This is a genomic window from Pseudomonas sp. 478 (assembly GCF_003254125.1).
GTDB lineage: Bacteria > Pseudomonadota > Gammaproteobacteria > Pseudomonadales > Pseudomonadaceae > Aquipseudomonas.
Genome location: NZ_QKZG01000013.1, coordinates 92,127 through 109,217, shown reverse-complemented (window position 1 = coordinate 109,217; position 17,091 = coordinate 92,127). Strand labels below are relative to the sequence as shown.

Sequence of the window (17,091 nt, the reverse complement as noted above, 5' to 3'; positions counted from 1 at the left end):
TGTTTAATCACTCCAGGTTACTGTGCAGAGCGCCAGAAACGCCGTTCTTGACGCATCGTCCATGGCGGCTTGAAGCGTCCCAGTTGCAGACGGATGGCACCCTGCTCGGCGCTGTCATGGATCGAAATGCCGCGCTTTCGATAGCGCGCCATGATCGTGGGATGGGGATGACCGAATGAATTTCCCTGGCCACGAGAGATCAACACCGCCTTGGGCTGCAACGCGGCAAGCAACGCCATCGATGACGAACTGCGACTGCCGTGGTGCGGCGCCTGCAACCAATCAGTGGTGACGGCCAGTGGACTGTCAAGCAGCGCCCGCTCGGCTGCGGCGTCTATATCGCCGGTCAGTAACAGACGCTCACCGTTGGCTTCTATCTGCAGGACGCAGGATTTTTGATTGCTGTCGCTGGCCGAAGACCATTGCCACAGCTGGAACCTCACATCATCCCAGACCCATTGCTTGCCGCTCTCGCAGCCTTCGGCCTGCAACTCGGCCCGCAGCGCCTGGGGATCGCCACTGACCACCCGTTTCACCGGCAGACCATTGGCAACGGCCCGGGCGCCGCCCGCATGATCGGCGTCGGCATGGCTGATCAACATCAAATCGAGCCCCTCCACTCCCAGTTTGCGTAATGCCGGCAGCACCACCCGCTCGCCCAGGTCGAAATCGCCGAAACGTGGCCCGGTGTCATACAACAGTGCGTGATGTCGCGTGCGCACCAGGATGGCCAAACCCTGGCCGACATCCAGCTGCCAGACTTCGGCGATGCCTTCAGGCAAGCGCTCCCGGGGCGGAAAAACCAGCAACAGCAGCATCGGCCAACCCAACGCGCGAAACGGCACACCTCGAGGCATTAATAGTAGAAAGGCACCGAGTGTGCCGAGTACCCATACCCACAACGGGATGGCCACCGGCACCCACGCGGGCAAGTACCCGGCCATCAGCGTCAGGCCCTTGAACAAAAGGTCGATCAAACCTCCTGCCAACCACAACAACCCTTCGCCCACGTAAGGAAGGGGTAAAAACAGCGTGCCCAGCAATGCCGGGGGCAGCACGACCACGCTGATCCACGGCACCGCGAGCAAATTGGCCACCGGCCCGCTGAGACTGATCGGCAACCCGAGCACCAGCAGCAACGGGCACAGGCCAATCGCGATCAGCCATTGGGCGCGGGTCCAGGTTTGCCACCAGCGCCAGGGGCCCAGCCGACCACCGAAAGTGAAGATCAACACCGCCACCGCCGCGAACGACAGCCAGAAACCCGGTTGCAGACTCGCCAGCGGATCCAGCAGTAAAACACCGTCGAGCGCCAGCAACAGCGGCCACCAGGCGCCGAGGTGACGAAATCGCAGGCGCCACAACAGCACCAGGCCGATCATCACGCAGGCCCGCCGCACCGGCACCTCGAAACCGGCCAGCAGCCCATAACCTAGAGCCGCCGCGAACGCGAGTCCACAGGCCCACGGCAGCCAAGGCAAGCGTTTGGGCCACAGGCCATAACGGGCCAGCCCGGCGATCAACAGATACACCAGCCCCGCCAACAACCCGATGTGTTGTCCGGAAATCACCAACAGATGGACGGTGCCGGTGTCTTGCAGCACCTGCCAGTCTTCGCGACTCAGTCCGGCGCCATCCCCCAGCACCAACGCCGTCAGCGCTCCCGTTCGCCCTTGGGCATCCACGGACTGCAAGCGCTGACGGATGCCGTCGCGCCAGGCCCATTGGGCTTCCTTGAGCCGCTCGCCAGCCTTGACCGTCCCGGTCGCGCCGATGCGTTGCGCCAACAGCCAGGCGTCGTAATCGAAGGCATGGGGGTTGAGCAGCCCAGCAGGACGCTTCAACTTGACCGCCAGTCGCCACTGTTCGCCGCTGTTGACCGGCGGCCCGTCATACCAGGCCAGGCGCATCAATTGCGGCACCTTGCCGTGTCGCGACCGGGCGTCCGCCAACTCGAAACGCACGACGGCCTCATTGTTCTGGGGCAATCCCGTCACCCGACCTTCGACCCAACGGGTTTCGCCATCGAGGCTCATCGGCAGCCGATCATCCAGCGCCCACTGCGCATTCGCGCCCGCCCAACTGAAGCCGAACAGCAAAAATGCCAGTGGATAGCTGCGAAACGGCAGCAACATCAAACCGATGACCGGCAGCAACATCCATAACCAGACCGGCGGTAATACCGGTAAAAAACGCAGGATCAACAGACCCAACGCCAGCGCCATCATCCCTGTGCGCATACGCCCGTCCTTGAGAGTCCCCTCCTAGGCATAGCCGGCTAATCGCACAGGCATCGTTATTAATTGTCACAAAGTCTGAATGGGCAGCTCATAGAATCCAGACATACTTGCCGCCTTAACCGACCGAGAAGCCTTATGCCCCGGCGCTTATTCAAACGTTACATGCCAGACCCGATCAGCATCAGGGAACACAAGTCCTTACGCTTTCTCGGCACCCTGCTGCATGACCCGAACCTCTGGCACCTCAACCGCCATTCCGTCGCACGGGCCATGGCGGTGGGTCTGTTCGCGGCGTTCCTGCCAATTCCGCTGCAGATGCTGGTTGCGGCCATTCTCGCCATCATGGTGCGCGGCAACATGCCGATTGCAGTCAGCCTGGTCTGGCTGACCAATCCGATCACCATGCCGGCGGTGTTCTTCTGCACTTACCAGACCGGTGCCTGGCTGATGGATGTTCCCACCCGCCATTTGCCGGACGAGCTGACCTGGGAATGGATCAGCGGCGAACTCTCGACGCTTTGGCAGCCGTTTTTACTCGGCTCGGTAGTGACGGGACTGGTGCTCGGCGCGCTCGCCTATTGCCTGACCATGATGTATTGGCGCTGGTGGGTCGGGCGGCAGTGGCGGCGGCGCCAGAAAAAACGGATGCAGTAAACGCAAAACGGCCTCCACAGTGGGAGGCCGTTTGTTTTGCAGTGTCTGGACTGGCGCCTTCGCGAGCAAGCCCGCTCCCACAGTGGGTTTGTGTCGTTCACAGATCCAATGTGGGAGCGGGCTTGCTCGCGAAGCAGGCGACTCGGTCTTCCTTAGGTACGCATCCCGCGACCACTGACCAGCAGCCGTGCACAACCGATGTACAACACCACGGTCGCCACCAGCATGAAGGTGATCGCCACGCTGATCCTGATGTCCGAAACGCCAAGAATGCCGTAACGGAAGGCGTTGACCATGTGCAGCACCGGGTTGGCCAGGGACACGGTCTGCCAGAACGGCGGCAGCAAGGAGATCGAGTAGAACACCCCGCCCAGGTAAGTCAGCGGTGTCAGCACAAACGTCGGGATGATCGAGATGTCATCGAAGTTGCGCGCAAACACAGCGTTGATGAAGCCCAGCAACGAGAAGATCGTCGCCGTCAGCACCACCACCAGAATGGTCACGCCCAGGTGATGCACCTGCAATTGGGTGAAGAACAGCGACAGCAGGGTCACGATGAGCCCGACCATCAAGCCGCGCAGCACGCCGCCCAGGGTGTAGCCGATCAGAATCGTATGCGGCGACACCGGCGACACCATCAACTCTTCGATGGAACGCTGGAACTTGCTGCCGAAGAAACTCGAGACCACGTTGCCGTAGGAGTTGGTGATCACCGACATCATGATCAGCCCCGGCACGATGTACTCCATGTAGGTGAAACCACCCATGTCACCGATCTGCCGACCAATCAGATTGCCGAAGATCACGAAGTACAAAACCATGGTGATGGCCGGCGGCAGCAGCGTCTGCGGCCAGATCCGGGTAAAGCGTTTGACCTCTCGGTAAACGATGGTGTTGAGGGCAACGAGGTTGGGTTGCAGCTCGGAACTCATACCGCCACCTTCGACAGATTTTTCTCCACCAGGGACACGAACAACTCCTCAAGGCGATTGGTTTTGTTACGCAGGCTCAACACTTCGATGTTCTGCTGCGCCAATTGGGTGAACAGCGCGGTGATGCCCATGGCCTTGTCGACCTGAACCTCAAGGGTGTGGCTGTCGAGCAGCTTGGTCGGGTAACCAAGCAACTGCGGCGCGGTTTGCACTGTGTTTTTGAGGTCGAGCAGGAACGTTTCCACATGCAGTTGGCCGAGCAACTGTTTCATGCTGGTGTTCTCGACGATGGTGCCGTGATCGATGATGCCGATGTTGCGGCACAACTGCTCAGCCTCTTCCAGATAGTGGGTGGTGAGGATGATGGTGATGCCTTTCTTGTTCAGCTCAGTGAGGAACGTCCACATCGAGCGACGCAGTTCGATGTCCACACCCGCCGTCGGTTCGTCGAGGATCAGCAGGCGTGGTTCGTGAACCAGCGCACGGGCGATCATCAGTCGACGCTTCATGCCGCCGGACAGTGAACGTGACGGGACATCGCGCTTGTCCCAAAGGCCCAGCTGGGTCAGGTACTGCTCGGCACGTTCCTTGGCGATTTTCGGCGGGATGCCGTAATAACCGGCCTGGGTCACAACGATGTCGAAGGTTTTCTCGAACTGGTTGAAGTTGAATTCCTGGGGCACCACGCCGATGCAGCGCTTGAGCTGCGCAGGATTCTTGTCCAGATCGTGACCGAAAACATTCACCGTCCCGCTGGTCTTGTTCACCAGGGTCGAGAGAATGCCGATGGTCGTGGATTTGCCGGCGCCATTGGGGCCGAGCAAGGCGAAAAAGTCACCTTCGGCGACGTCCAGATCGATACCACTCAAGGCCTGGAAACCGTTGCCGTAGGTTTTGGTTAGCTGCCGGATGGACAGAGCGGAACTCATATCGGATTTACGCACCAAGAAGGGAAGAAAGGGAGAAATAAGGGCGGGCGGCGACGAATACAACCGCGGCGCATGAGCGCAATGGTGCTTGCCGCCGCCACACAAGTACAGTCAAGCGTGTCGATAGTGAGTATTAAGTCAACGCGGTCATAACCGCTTTCTGATACGCCGGACGCTGTTTCAGGCGTGCATACCAGGCTTGCAGATGAGGCTGCGGTGCGCGCTCGATCGGCATCTCGAACCAGGCATAAATGAAGCTGCCCAAAGGAATGTCGCCCATGCCGATCTCATCACCGGACAGGTAGGGTTGGGTCGCCAGCGCCTGGTTGGCCATGGACAGCAGGCCATCGCACTCCTTGATCGCGGCGTTGATTGCGGGCCAGTCCTGCTGGTCTTCCGGGGTACGCAATACGCCCCAGAACACCGTGCGGAACGGCCCGGCAAAACTTGAAGTGGTCCAGTCCATCCACTTGTCGGCAGAAGCCCGGGACTGCAGATCCTCTGGATACCAGGCCGTGCCGCTGGCGTGGCGAGCCATCAGGTAACGCACGATGGCGTTGGATTCCCACAACACGAAACCTTCGTCTTCAATCACCGGCACGCGGCCATTGGGGTTCATCGCGCGGTACTGCGGCGTATCGACGACACCAAAGGCGCCGCCGGCATCGATGGCTTCATAGGCCAGGCCAAGCTCCTCGGCGGCCCACAAAGGTTTTCTGACATTCGACGAGTTTTTCCGACCCCAGATCTTCAGCATGACCGCCTCTTTATGGATGAATGCGCAGGCAGCATACGCCGGATCAGGCGCGACTCAAATCGCTCTGCATGTCACCCAGCAGCACGGGCGATTGGTCGCTGAACAGATGCGGATAGCACTTTTCCAGGTGCTCGAAAAAAAACGCTTCAGGCACGTCGATGAACTGACCGTGGTCGATCAGGTACTCCATCAATTGCTCGCCGTCGCGATTGAACGGATGAAAAACGCTGTCGTTGATGCCGTCGAATTCCAGGGGTGCGACATTGAACAGGTCGCACAAGCCTTGGTTGAACGCTGGCGTGGCTTTGACCCAGCGGCCGTTCAGGTGAAGTTCCGTATAACCGTGCATGGCGAACACGTCGCTCTTGAGCAACTCGAACAACCGCGGCGTCGACAAATGATTGCGCACATCCGCCAGACCGATCCGCGCGGGAATCCCGCAATGCCGGGCGGCACCTGCCAGCAACGTGGCTTTGGGTACGCAATAACTCTCCCCCGCTGCCAGCGCATAACTGCCGCGCAAGGTATTCGGGTCGAGACTGAAGGTGTAAGGGTTGTAACGCACGGCTTCGCGCACGGCGTAATAGAGATTGATCGCCTGCTCTAGAGGATCACGACTGTTGCCGCGATGTTTTTCGGCGAACTCCACCACCGACGGGTGGTCACTATCGATGAAGCGGCCGGGACTCAGATACGCGTGCATGAGAACAATCTCCTGGGGAAGCCACGAGTCTAGCGACACGCCCAGCACAGAGATAACGACGTTTCGGCCAAACATGGGCGCTTTGCCGACCGCCCAACGAACGATTTCCGCGGCCTGTTGCCCACTGGGCCTACAAAACTCATCGAAGGTTTCCCACGAATTCAATCACATCGCTCTGACCACCCTGTTTTGCGGATGCCGTCTAAGCTCTGAAAGTTGGTTTTGCCCTGGTTTCACGGAGGATTAAATATGCTGCTGTTGTGGATACTGGTTCTGGTTGTCGGGATTGCTTATTTAGCCCACCGTCGTGTCGCCCCGTTGCCCGCCCTGTGCATCGTTGCCGTTTACGTGGTGGCGATGGGCGCTTTCAGCCGCGCGCCAGGCTGGTTACTGCTGGTTCTCTGGGTGTTGATCGCGGCTGTGGCTGCGCCCTTGTTGTTGCCCGACCTGCGCCGCAAATTTTTCAGCGCGCCGCTGTTCAGCTGGTTCCAGAAAACCCTGCCACCGATGTCGCAAACCGAACGCGATGCAATCGATGCCGGCACGGTGTGGTGGGACGGTGAACTGTTCAGCGGTCGCCCGGACTGGAACAAACTGCTGGCCTATCCAAAAGCGCAGCTGAGCGAAGAGGAACAGGCCTTCATCGACGGCCCGACCGAAGAACTCTGCGCCATGGTCAGCGACTGGCAGATCGGTCAAACCATGGACCTGCCTCCCGAAGCCTGGGCCTACATCAAGGAAAACGGCTTCTTCGCCCTGATCATTCCCAAGGAGTTCGGCGGCAAGGGTTTCTCCGCCTATGCCCACTCACAGGTGGCGATGAAACTGGCGACCCGCAGCGGCGACCTTGCCTCTACCGTGATGGTCCCAAACTCCCTCGGCCCGGCCGAACTGCTGTTGCATTACGGCACCGACGAGCAACGCAACCACTACCTGCCACGACTGGCGCGCGGCGATGACATCCCGTGCTTCGCACTGACCGGGCCACTGGCCGGCTCTGATGCGGGCTCCATGCCCGACACCGGGGTGATCTGCAAAGGTGAATGGGAAGGCAAGGAAACCCTGGGCCTGCGCCTGAACTGGGAAAAGCGTTACATCACTCTGGGTCCTGTCGCCACCCTGCTCGGCCTCGCGTTCAAGGCCTACGACCCGGATCACTTGCTGGGTGAGGAGGAAGACCTGGGGATCAGTCTGGCGTTGATCCCGACCGATACCGCCGGTGTCGAAATCGGCCGCCGCCACTTGCCGTTGGGCGCGTCATTCATGAACGGCCCGAACTCCGGCAAAGATGTGTTCGTACCGTTGGAGTTCCTCATCGGCGGCCAGGAAATGCTCGGCAAAGGCTGGATGATGCTGATGAACTGCCTGTCGGTCGGGCGTTCGATTTCGTTGCCAGCGGTCGGCACCGGCGCCGCCAAGTTCACCAGCCTGGTGACTGGCCAGTACGCTCAGGTCCGTGAACAATTCAACGTTCCTTTGTCGGCCTTCGAAGGTATTCAGGAAGCGATGGCCCGTATCGGCGGCAACGCCTGGATGATGGATGCCGCGCGGATGCTCACGGCCAATGCGGTGGATTTGGGCGAGAAGCCATCGGTGCTGTCGGCGATTCTCAAGTATCACCTCACCGAACGCGGCCGCGAGTGCATCAGCCACGCCATGGATGTTCATGGCGGCAAGGCAATCATCATGGGGCCGAACAACTACCTCGGTCGCAGCTGGAACGGCGCGCCGATTTTCATCACAGTGGAAGGCGCGAACATTCTCTCGCGTAACTTGATGATCTTCGGCCAGGGTGCGATTCGCTGCCATCCCTTCGTACTTAAGGAAATGGCCCTCGCCGGTCGTGAAGACAAGGATCAGGCACTCACTGAATTTGATGGCCTGCTGCTCAAACACATCGGTTTCGCCGTGAGTAACGCCGCCAGCACGCTGGTGCTGAACCTTGGTTTCGGTCACTTCGAACACGCGCCAGGCGACAAGCTCAGCCAGGGTTACTTCCGCGCCCTCAATCGCCAGGCGGCTGCGTTCGCCCTGCTCGCCGACCTGAGCATGATGCTGCTGGGCGGCGAATTAAAACGACGCGAACGTCTTTCGGCACGTCTGGGGGATGTGCTCAGCAACATGTACCTCGCCTCCGCCGCGCTCAAGCGTTACCACGACCTCGATTCACCGGGGCACATGGCACCGCTGTTTACCTGGGCCATGGAAGAAAGCCTGGGGCAGTCGGAACGAGCACTGGATGAGCTGCTGACCAACTTCCCGAACAGAGTGTTGGGTTGCCTGTTGCGGGTGATCGTGTTCCCGTTCGGTCGTCGTCACAAAGGGCCATCGGACAAACTCGGCGCCGAAGTGGCGGGGGTGATCGGCCGCGCCAAGGGCGATCCGACCCTGGAAGAGTTGCTCGGCGGTTGCTACCGGCCGCAATCCACTGATGACCCGGTCGGCGCTCTGCAACATGCGTGCAACCTGCTGAGCGCCGCGCAACCGTTGCGCAAAAAGCTTCATGGCGCGCTAAAAAGCGGCCAGGTCAAACCGGTCGCCGGGGAACACGTCATCGATGCAGCGCTTGAAGCCGGTGTGTTGCAGCCCAGGGAAGCGCAGACCCTGCGTGACGCCGAAGCGGCGCGGCGCAGGGTAATTGATGTCGATGATTTCGACAAAAAGGAACTGGCGCTGGGCAAAGGAAAGGTCCGCTGATCCAGCAAGTCATGTAAAAAGGGGCGCGGGCGCTTTATACTCCCGCGCCCGTTTTGCTCTTGAGGACTTATCTCTTGTCCAATGTCGTTGCCGATCATCTTGTCTTGCTCGACCACCTGCGCAGCATCCTGGTCGCCGTAGGTGAGGCCGAACAGGTTCCCGAAGAAAGCCATGCCTTGTTCCTGGAGCGCTTCGACGAACTGCGTGCGTTGCTGCCGGTCGACCCGATCGAAAGCCAATACCTGGGCCAGGACATTCTGTGCCAGGTGATCACCCGCTACCCGCAAATCGCCCACCTGGTCCCGCGCGACCTGCTGTGGTATTTCGCCGGTGACTGCCTGCATTACATGCCCGACGATGAAATCGACTTGTATCAGGCACTGGAAGAACGTCGTTTCGAAGCTGAACAAAACGACGAACCGTTCGACTGGAACCAGGAAAAACAGCTGCTGGCGATGTCGAAAGACGACAGCAAGCACTGATCCTCGGTCAGAAATGCAAAAGGCCCGCATGGTGATTCATGCGGGCCTTTTTTGTGCCTTGCTTCAAGTGATGCAGTGGCTGGTCGGGCCCCTTCGCGGGCAAATCGAACCGTCGCACCGCCGCTCCCACAGGGGGGCCGTGCCGATCACAAATAATGCGGCATACCTCAATCAACTGTGGGAGCGGCGGTGCGACGGTTCGACTTGCCCGCGAAGGCGTCTGTCAGAGCAACCCATCACTCTCTGGCAACTCATACTCCGCCGCGCCCTTGACCGATCCACTCAACTTGCCCGGCTTGCTCAGGGTCGGCTCCTTCTCCAGGCACTCCACCAGATAGTCGATCAGCACCCGTAACTTCGGTGGCAAATACCGGGTTGGCGAATGCAGCAACCAGGCACCGCCGTGGTAGGACGCCAGAAAGGTCCAGTCCGGCAGCACCTGCACGATCAGCCCCTGTTCCAGCGCATAACGCGCGGTGAAGTACGGCAGGCTGCCAATCCCGATGTGCTGCAACACTGCGCCCAACCGCACACCGGTGTGATTGGCCGCATAACGTCCACGCACGCCAACGGTGACAGCCTTGGTGCCTTTCTTGAATTTCCAGCGTGCATCGCTCGGCGTTTCGCCCAGATAGATGCAGCTGTGGTTGAGCAAGTCGTGGGGATGGGTCGGTGTGCCGTGTTCGGTCAGGTATTGCGGCGTTGCACAGAGCATGTGATCGATGGTGAGCAATTGCCGACCGACCAGCCCTGCAGGTGGCCGATCTGTAATACGAATCGCCAGATCAACGTTGTCGTCGATCAAATCCACCTGGCGGTCCTCAAGCAACAGCTCTACATCCACTTTGGGATAGCGACGCAAAAATTCCGGCATATGCGGATGAATCACGAAACGCCCCACCGCCTTCGGCACACTGACACGCACCCGTCCTTCGGCTTCATGGGTGAACTGACCGCTGATCTCCATCACCGACTTGGCGGCGCTGACCATATCCTGGCAACGCTTGAACACCTCTTCCCCACCATCACTCAAGCGCAGCTTGCGCGTGGTTCGCTGCAGCAAACGGGTGGCGAGCGCCTTCTCCAGGCGCGAAATGCTGCGACTGACCGCTGAGGGAGAAGAACCCAATTGTCGAGCAGCCTCGGAGAAGCTGCCGGTCTCGACAACTTTGACGAAGATCGCCATTTCACCGAGCAGCGGTAGTGGAAGATTTATGCTCACAGCGCAACAGTCCTTTGATGTTTGAACGGATTATCACGCAATTCCACGCTTCATATAATAAAAATAGAATTGTTAATAAGGGCATGGAATATGACGCTTCGCCTCTTTTTCCATAGTGATGACCTCAAGGCTAATGTGGAAGTCCTGGATTGCACGCCCCACGAGAACGAATTTGCCGTGGTGCTACGCGCCACGTTGTTTCACCCCCAGGGCGGTGGACAGCCCTTTGACACTGGCTGGATCGGCGAAAGCCGAGTACTGCGGGTTGTTCAGGATCCGGACCGGATCATTCATTTCGTCGACCATCCGGTAAAACCGGGCATGACTCAGATTCGGGTCGACGAACAACGCCGCCAGTTCAATTCACGCATGCATTCCGCCGGCCACCTGATCGGCCACTTCGTCCAGGCCATGGGCTGGATGCCGATCAAGGCTCATCACTGGCCAGGCGAAGGACGCGTGCAATTCAAACCGGCAGAGTCGGCAAAAGAGGTTGATGCCGAGATGATTCAGCACGGCATCGAGCAGTGGATCGCCCATGATCTGCCGCGCCTGACGTCGATGCGTGAAGGCGCCCGGGAAATCGGTTTCGGTGAACTGCCCGCCTACGGCTGTGGCGGCACCCATGTACGCAGCCTGAAGGATTTGGGCACGGTCACGATCGCCTCCCTTTCACTGAAGAAGGGAACGCTGTCAGTCCACTACAGCGTGGATTGAGCATTTGGGCGATGCCGTTCCTGTCATCGCCTGACGCCGGGGGAGCCTGCGGTCGCGGGCTCTGTTGACTATCTGATAGATGGACCTAAGACATGATGCTTGACGTCGAGCGTCTCGATGAGACGTGCATAAAAAAACTGGCCAATGAAGAAGTCCTCGCCGTGCGCGTCAAAGGCTTTCTGCCCCGACCGCTGGCGATTCAGATTGGCGACAAGATCCTCGCCCCTGGCTTCGAGGGATACATCAACGCGCCGAGTATCGGTCGCATCGGCATGGCGTTTTATGAAGCGGAAAACCAGCCGCTCCTGATCGAAGATTATTTCGAGCGTGCCACCCGCAACATCGCGGAGTTGCGCAGTCGCTGTGCGCCCTACTCGTCCCCGGTCGACACCCTGCGCTGCATGCTCGACGAGTCCTGGCCGGCGGGTGCGCACCTGGAAAATCTGTACGGTCGCAAGATGTACGTCGGGCTTTCACGGGTAGTGAAACCCGGTGTGTGCTTTCTGGCCCATCACGACATTTTCGCCAAGGATGCCCCGGACAGTTTCCAGGCGCGAAGTCTGGAGTCGCAGTTCGCCTGTAATGTTTACCTCAACATGCCGATCGAGGGCGGCGCGCTGCAGATGTGGGACGACGATATTTCCCCGGAGCAGTTCGACGACATGCGCGGCGACAGTTACGGCATCGATCCGTCCCTGCTCGGCCCGCCGACCCTGGAGATTCGTCCGGATCCGGGAGATTTCATCATGTTCAATTCACGCCGCATGCACTCGGTGACACCGGGCGTGGCCGATCCGCGCTTAAGCCTTTCATTCTTTGTCGGCTATCGCGGCAATGCATCACCCCTTACCTTCTGGAGTTGAGATGCAGCTTTCGAATTACCTGGGCGAGTTCCTGGCGCTGGCAACTATCCACTTTCTGGCCGTCGTCGCCCCCGGACCGGATTTTGCGGTCACCATCCGCCAGAGCGTGCGTTTCGGTCGATGGGTGGGGATCTGTACCGCGCTGGGTATCGGTGCGGGCATTTCTGTGCATGTGCTTTACACCCTGTTCGGCGTCGGTGCATTGATGCACACCACCCCTTGGCTGTTGACCGTGGCCAAGGTCGTGGGCGGCGCCTACATTCTGTACCTCGGCGTAAGCCTGCTGCGCAGCCAACCCAAATCCATGCCGGAGGGTGAAAAAAATGCAGACGAACCGATGGTCGAGCAAACACTGCTAAAAGCGTTTACCACCGGGTTTCTGACCAATGCCACCAATCCCAAGGCGACACTGTTTTTCCTGGCAATCTTCACCACCATCATCAGCACCACGACACCACTCAAGATTCAGGCGCTATACGGTCTCTGGATGTGTTTCGTGAACGCGCTGTGGTTTGTCATCGTTGCGCTGTTCTTTTCAAGCAACAAGGTGCGGTTGCTGTTCATGCGCCTGGGGCACTGGTTCGAACGGAGCATGGGACTGATCCTGATCCTGTTTGCCGGTCGGTTGATTTTGTCGATGTAAATACCCGCGAATCGAGCAGGAGGCGGCTTTACAGCCGCCGTCCTCTCACACCACCGTACGTACGGTTCTACGGACTGGCCCCTCAGCATAACCCGTCAATATCAGGCAACCGCACTGCGCTATGACCTTGCCTGCACCGCTCTCCCGCCCGCCTTTCTCCAGTCTTTGCACCCGTGGTTTTTTTTAAAAATCATGGCACTTTGGTTTGATTGAACTAACGTTGAAGCAATAAGAAGTCATAACGGCTCGAGTTTTCACGTTAGCTTCAGTGATCAGATGGTGAATAGGCAAAAGGAGTTACCTCTCTATGATCCTGTCAGGCGTTTTCCGGCTCTGTACCTTCATTGCCGATTACTTTCCGGGGGAGCCAAGTCGGCGGACAGTACCGTCCATAGCCGCAAGTTTCGCTCTGGCGAGCAGTCCAGGTAACCGGATCACTAAAAACCGTTTTAGCAAAGGTCGCTCGCTATCCAGCCAGATCAGCGAATTGCGCTCGCTCGTGTGTAGCACGTAAGGAATAACACCAAGACCATGGACAAGTGGTCTGACGCATTGGGGGGGATAGTCCGGTCCCCGTGAAGTGATCCGTGACAAATCAGTCAGCCTAAAGATGGCCTATCCAGTGAGGATGTATTAAATGAGCCTTCGTCCCGTGCCCGCTTTCAAGCGAATCATCCATGGCCTGTTCTGGACAGGCCTCAGCGTGAATGCGGCTCAGGCCGCGCCGAACAATTGTTCGCAACTGGACAGTTGGCCGACAACGTATGAGGTCGGCCAGGGGCTGCAAAGTGAATTGCGCAGCCCCGTTCCGATAACACAACTGGCGGTGGGTGACCCGAAAATTGCCGACGTGCAATCCAGTGCAAACAGTAGCAACAACGCCTTCATACTCACGGGCGTTGCACCGGGGACCACCAGCCTGATGGTCTGGACCGCCTGTTCGAAAACGCCGCGCCAAAGCATGGTGTTCGTCAAGGGTAAGGCCACCGCGGCGCTGACCAGCGTGCCGTCGGTGCCTTCCGACGACCCGCTGCTGCCAAGCCAGGTGCAGACCGATATCCGCTTCGTTGAAGTCAGCCGGACCAAGCTCAAGGAAGCCTCTGCCTCGATTTTCGGCACCCGCGGCAACTTCCTGTTCGGCTCGCCGAGAACCTTGCCCACCATCGGCGGCATTGTCACGCCGTCGGTGCCGGTGAACAACGACATGTTCAACCTCTCGTTTGCTACCGGCAATACCCTGGTGGCGATCAACGCGCTCGAAGGCAGCGGTTTCGCCTACACCTTGGCGCGGCCAAGCCTGGTAGCGCTCAGCGGGCAAAGTGCGAGCTTCCTGGCCGGCGGTGAAGTGCCGATTCCGGTGCCCAGCTCAGGCAGCGATAACGTGTCCATCGAGTACAAGGAGTTCGGTATCCGCCTGACCCTGACGCCGACCATCGTCGGGAAAAACCGTATCGCGCTGAAGGTGGCGCCGGAAGTCAGTGAACTGGACTTCACCAACGCCGTGAGCATCGCAGGCACCATCGTTCCGGCGCTGACCATACGCCGTACCGACACCAGCATCTCCCTGGCCGACGGCGAAAGCTTCGTCATCAGCGGCCTGATCAGCACCCGCAACAGTTCCCAGGTGAACAAGTTTCCGGGGCTGGGCGATATCCCGATTCTGGGCGCGTTTTTCCGCGACAACACCATCAACCGTGAAGAGCGCGAACTGCTGATGATTGTTACCCCGCATCTAGTCCAGCCACTGGCTGCCAATGCACAACTACCGTCGTTGCCAGGCGAGCAGCTGCGCAATTACGACCCGAACTTCTACCGCATGTTCTTCCTCGAAAATGGCGATTTCGACAGTCGCTCCGGGCTCTCGCAATGAACCTGAATCAAACTTGCCTCGCCCTCACTCGTAACGGTGACCTTGAGCGCTTGCCAGGCCAGCTTTATTGCCAGAGGCCAGGCGTTCAACGTGTTGTAGCCAGAGGACACTCGATGAAAGCAGTCATTGCAATAACGGCGACAATAATGCTCGCAGGTTGTGCCACCAACGGCCTGTCTTCGCAACCGGCCATCTGTGCCAAGCCCGCTTCGGAGCAAGAGCTGGCCCTGAACCTGGCCGACAACATGGCCAACGAGGGCCGTTTGTATGCCAGCCTGGCGAATCTGGAAGGCTTGCCCGACAACCTGGTCCAGGTTCGCCTGCGCAAGGCTCGGGTACTGCGCCTGATGGGGAGAAAAGACGCGGAGCCGTTGTATCAAAGTCTGCTCGGCACCTGTCTGGCCGCTGATGGGGAACATGGGCTGGGCCAGTTGGCCGCGGCCAAAAATGATTACGCCTCCGCTACTACTCACCTTGAGCGTGCGGTGAAGATGGCCCCCACCGACGACAAGATGCGCAATGACCTGGGGGTCGTCTACCTCAATCAGCGACGCATCCCTGAAGCACGCTTCGAGTTCATGACTGCCATGGAACTCAAGCAGACCGATTCACTGGCGGCACTGAATATGGTGACGTTGCTGATCTACCAGGATAACTGGAAGGCGGCTTCCGAGCTCGTGACCCGCGCCGACTTGAGCCCCAAGCAATTCGCAGAGGCTCAAATCCGCGCGGAAAAACTCAAGGCCTCCACCAACAAGGTGGTGGCTTCCGAGGGGAATCGCCGGACTGAGGTAGCCGATGCCTCTTCCAGTGCGATCAAGTAGAACGTACGAGGAGTCGAGATGAAGACCAAAAGGCTGTTGATCGTGTGCATGGCGTGCCTGTCCACCACTGCCTGGGCCATTGAGCCGGGCCCCTCTTCGCCGTATCAACAAGGTACCGAACAGTGGATGCAGCTGCAGATTCGCGGTGTGGTTGCCTCCCCTAAACTGCAAACCGCTTCGGCCACTGAACGTGACCTGGCCATGCAGCGCTGGCTGAACAGTTTCAACTACCCGATTCCGGAGTTTTTTGACCAGGATGCAGCGGGAAAAATGACCACCGGCAACTGAGGCCTGTCTATGGGTGATCAGCCTCTGGCGTAGTTCAGAGTAGCCTGGCTGCAAAGCCGGGCTTAATGTCGTGTGCAGGAAAGCAGTGGTCTCTACACATTATTCAACCCTGGCCGGATTACCCCGGAGCGGTCGCAGGCTGCGATCATTTGATTCAGAGGCCCAAGGCAACGAATTGCCTGCCAGAAAAATCAAAAGATCGCAGCCTGCGGGAAATGTGTAGATCCATGACAGGAAAGTGCAGATCAGGCTCGGGGGGGGGGGAAAGGCCATCGCGCTCGACAGCCTCCGACCGTTTACCTCACCCGAATGCTCTCAACACCCCGATCATGGCAGGGCCGATAGCGACCAGAAAGAAGCTCGGCCACAGGCAGAAAATCAGGGGGAATATCAGCTTGGTGCCAATTTTCGCCCCCATCTCTTCGGCGGCCTGCGTACGCCGGTCACGGAACTCGTCGGCATAGATGCGCAGGGTATCGGCCACGCTGGTACCAAAGCGGATACTCTGCGCCAAAAGGCTGACCAGCCCTTGTACATCATCCAGACCAGTGCGCAGGGCCAGCTGTTTGAGCGCCTCGGTACTGGAAATGCCCGCGCGGATTTGCGCATTGACCAGGGCCAGTTCTTCAGCCAGTTCGGCCTGGCTGACCGACATCTCCTCAGCCACCCGTTCGATGGTCGCAGGCAGGGCCAGGCCCGACTCCACGCACACCACCATCAGATCCAGCGCATCCGGAAACGCGGCACGCAACCGACCTTGTCGCAACTGCTTACGCTTGGCGACATAGAGCCCTGGCACCAACCATCCGATACCGGCCACCATGACCACCAACAGCAGCCCCATGATCAGCGAAACCTTGGGAATAATCGGCAACAGCAGCAACGTAATGCCGATCAATAACAGCGGCAACATCAAGCGCACAGCCCAGTACATCTGCACCGCCGACGAGGAACGGTACCCCGCATGTATCAACAGGGTCTGGGTGACGGACGTCTGAGCCGATTCGGCCGAGCCAAAGCGCTGGCCGACCCGCTCCAGCAACAGTTGCAGATTACCCGGAGCCTCCTGTCCTGCGGTGTTGCCTAAATGACCACGCTTGATCAGCGCCAGACGACGCTGCACCGGATCCTGAAGCCCCATCATCAGCAAGATCACGGCGACGACCGCAAGCACCGTACTCAAACCGATCGAGCCGATGAACAACAGACGCGCCAGCTCCTCGTTCCCCGTGACCCGACTGAACAACCCGAGCAAAAAGTCCATGATCTC

General features: G+C 59.1%; 16 protein-coding genes. 9 read left to right on the top strand and 7 right to left on the bottom strand.

Annotated elements, in window-relative coordinates; genetic code table 11:
- Window positions 1–17: 17 nt before the first annotated feature.
- The gene (locus DFS28_RS24165; protein ID WP_111451763.1) at window positions 18–2,240 is read right to left on the bottom strand and encodes a DNA internalization-related competence protein ComEC/Rec2; all 2,223 of its coding nucleotides are present in this window, start codon (window positions 2,238–2,240) and stop codon (window positions 18–20) included.
- 135 nt (window positions 2,241–2,375) lie between these two features.
- Here DFS28_RS24165 and DFS28_RS24160 point away from each other — a divergent pair, with 135 nt between their 5' ends.
- Entirely contained in the window at window positions 2,376–2,894 is a 519-nt protein-coding gene (locus DFS28_RS24160; protein WP_111451762.1) for a DUF2062 domain-containing protein, read from the top strand.
- Window positions 2,895–3,046: 152 nt separating this feature from the next.
- Here DFS28_RS24160 and DFS28_RS24155 read toward each other — a convergent pair whose 3' ends face one another.
- The 4 genes from DFS28_RS24155 to DFS28_RS24140 form a co-directional block, all read right to left on the bottom strand.
- Window positions 3,047–3,826 carry an ABC transporter permease gene (locus tag DFS28_RS24155; protein WP_008152390.1) on the bottom strand — a complete coding sequence of 260 codons (780 nt, stop codon included), beginning with the start codon at window positions 3,824–3,826 and terminating at the stop codon, window positions 3,047–3,049.
- Complete coding sequence (locus tag DFS28_RS24150; RefSeq protein ID WP_111451761.1) at window positions 3,823–4,755, bottom strand: ABC transporter ATP-binding protein; 933 nt, start codon at window positions 4,753–4,755, stop codon at window positions 3,823–3,825. Before DFS28_RS24150 ends, DFS28_RS24155 begins: the two co-directional genes overlap by 4 nt.
- Before the next feature lie 133 nt (window positions 4,756–4,888).
- Window positions 4,889–5,512: a glutathione S-transferase family protein gene (locus DFS28_RS24145; RefSeq protein WP_111451760.1), complete on the bottom strand. Its 624-nt coding sequence runs from the start codon at window positions 5,510–5,512 to the stop codon at window positions 4,889–4,891.
- Between the two features lie 43 nt (window positions 5,513–5,555).
- Window positions 5,556–6,215 (bottom strand): transglutaminase family protein, encoded by a 660-nt coding sequence (locus tag DFS28_RS24140; RefSeq protein ID WP_111451759.1) that lies wholly within the window; start codon window positions 6,213–6,215, stop codon window positions 5,556–5,558.
- A 249-nt stretch (window positions 6,216–6,464) separates the two neighbouring features.
- Between DFS28_RS24140 and DFS28_RS24135 the strand changes: the two genes are divergently transcribed.
- Entirely contained in the window at window positions 6,465–8,912 is a 2,448-nt protein-coding gene (locus tag DFS28_RS24135) for an acyl-CoA dehydrogenase (protein WP_111451758.1), read from the top strand.
- Between the two features lie 74 nt (window positions 8,913–8,986).
- A complete protein-coding gene (locus tag DFS28_RS24130; protein ID WP_008152400.1) occupies window positions 8,987–9,394 on the top strand; it encodes a PA2817 family protein in 408 nt (135 codons plus the stop codon).
- A gap of 223 nt (window positions 9,395–9,617) precedes the next feature.
- Here DFS28_RS24130 and DFS28_RS24125 read toward each other — a convergent pair whose 3' ends face one another.
- Window positions 9,618–10,616: a LysR family transcriptional regulator gene (locus tag DFS28_RS24125; protein ID WP_111451757.1), complete on the bottom strand. Its 999-nt coding sequence runs from the start codon at window positions 10,614–10,616 to the stop codon at window positions 9,618–9,620.
- A gap of 90 nt (window positions 10,617–10,706) precedes the next feature.
- Here DFS28_RS24125 and DFS28_RS24120 point away from each other — a divergent pair, with 90 nt between their 5' ends.
- The 6 genes from DFS28_RS24120 to DFS28_RS24090 all read left to right on the top strand — a co-directional run bounded on the left by DFS28_RS24120 (window position 10,707) and on the right by DFS28_RS24090 (window position 15,821).
- Complete coding sequence (locus DFS28_RS24120) at window positions 10,707–11,333, top strand: alanyl-tRNA editing protein (protein WP_111451756.1); 627 nt, start codon at window positions 10,707–10,709, stop codon at window positions 11,331–11,333.
- A gap of 92 nt (window positions 11,334–11,425) precedes the next feature.
- Window positions 11,426–12,196, top strand: a complete 771-nt coding sequence (locus DFS28_RS24115; RefSeq protein ID WP_111451755.1) for a 2OG-Fe(II) oxygenase — start codon at window positions 11,426–11,428, stop codon at window positions 12,194–12,196.
- A 1-nt stretch (window position 12,197) separates the two neighbouring features.
- On the top strand, window positions 12,198–12,839 hold the full coding sequence (locus tag DFS28_RS24110) for a LysE family translocator (RefSeq protein ID WP_111451754.1): 642 nt from the start codon (window positions 12,198–12,200) through the stop codon (window positions 12,837–12,839).
- A 637-nt stretch (window positions 12,840–13,476) separates the two neighbouring features.
- The gene (locus DFS28_RS24100) at window positions 13,477–14,709 is read left to right on the top strand and encodes a type II and III secretion system protein family protein (RefSeq protein WP_111451752.1); all 1,233 of its coding nucleotides are present in this window, start codon (window positions 13,477–13,479) and stop codon (window positions 14,707–14,709) included.
- Between the two features lie 113 nt (window positions 14,710–14,822).
- Window positions 14,823–15,533: a tetratricopeptide repeat protein gene (locus tag DFS28_RS24095; protein WP_111451751.1), complete on the top strand. Its 711-nt coding sequence runs from the start codon at window positions 14,823–14,825 to the stop codon at window positions 15,531–15,533.
- Between the two features lie 18 nt (window positions 15,534–15,551).
- The gene (locus DFS28_RS24090; protein WP_111451750.1) at window positions 15,552–15,821 is read left to right on the top strand and encodes a DUF3613 domain-containing protein; all 270 of its coding nucleotides are present in this window, start codon (window positions 15,552–15,554) and stop codon (window positions 15,819–15,821) included.
- Between the two features lie 301 nt (window positions 15,822–16,122).
- On the opposite strand, the gene DFS28_RS24085 is transcribed toward DFS28_RS24090, so the two are convergent.
- Window positions 16,123–17,085, bottom strand: coding sequence for a type II secretion system F family protein (locus tag DFS28_RS24085; RefSeq protein WP_111451749.1), 963 nt, complete (start codon window positions 17,083–17,085; stop codon window positions 16,123–16,125).
- Between the last annotated feature and the right edge of the window lie 6 nt (window positions 17,086–17,091).

Excerpts from the sequence above, each read along its gene's own strand:
- DFS28_RS24165 (WP_111451763.1), bottom strand. The coding sequence starts at position 2,240 with ATGCGCACAGGGATGATGGCGCTGGCGTTGGGTCTGTTGATCCTGCGT.
- DFS28_RS24160 (WP_111451762.1), top strand. The coding sequence starts at position 2,376 with ATGCCCCGGCGCTTATTCAAACGTTACATGCCAGACCCGATCAGCATC.
- DFS28_RS24155 (WP_008152390.1), bottom strand. The coding sequence starts at position 3,826 with ATGAGTTCCGAGCTGCAACCCAACCTCGTTGCCCTCAACACCATCGTT.
- DFS28_RS24150 (WP_111451761.1), bottom strand. The coding sequence starts at position 4,755 with ATGAGTTCCGCTCTGTCCATCCGGCAGCTAACCAAAACCTACGGCAAC.
- DFS28_RS24145 (WP_111451760.1), bottom strand. The coding sequence starts at position 5,512 with ATGCTGAAGATCTGGGGTCGGAAAAACTCGTCGAATGTCAGAAAACCT.
- DFS28_RS24140 (WP_111451759.1), bottom strand. The coding sequence starts at position 6,215 with ATGCACGCGTATCTGAGTCCCGGCCGCTTCATCGATAGTGACCACCCG.
- DFS28_RS24135 (WP_111451758.1), top strand. The coding sequence starts at position 6,465 with ATGCTGCTGTTGTGGATACTGGTTCTGGTTGTCGGGATTGCTTATTTA.
- DFS28_RS24120 (WP_111451756.1), top strand. The coding sequence starts at position 10,707 with ATGACGCTTCGCCTCTTTTTCCATAGTGATGACCTCAAGGCTAATGTG.
- DFS28_RS24115 (WP_111451755.1), top strand. The coding sequence starts at position 11,426 with ATGATGCTTGACGTCGAGCGTCTCGATGAGACGTGCATAAAAAAACTG.
- DFS28_RS24110 (WP_111451754.1), top strand. The coding sequence starts at position 12,198 with ATGCAGCTTTCGAATTACCTGGGCGAGTTCCTGGCGCTGGCAACTATC.
- DFS28_RS24100 (WP_111451752.1), top strand. The coding sequence starts at position 13,477 with ATGAGCCTTCGTCCCGTGCCCGCTTTCAAGCGAATCATCCATGGCCTG.
- DFS28_RS24095 (WP_111451751.1), top strand. The coding sequence starts at position 14,823 with ATGAAAGCAGTCATTGCAATAACGGCGACAATAATGCTCGCAGGTTGT.
- DFS28_RS24090 (WP_111451750.1), top strand. The coding sequence starts at position 15,552 with ATGAAGACCAAAAGGCTGTTGATCGTGTGCATGGCGTGCCTGTCCACC.
- DFS28_RS24085 (WP_111451749.1), bottom strand. The coding sequence starts at position 17,085 with ATGGACTTTTTGCTCGGGTTGTTCAGTCGGGTCACGGGGAACGAGGAG.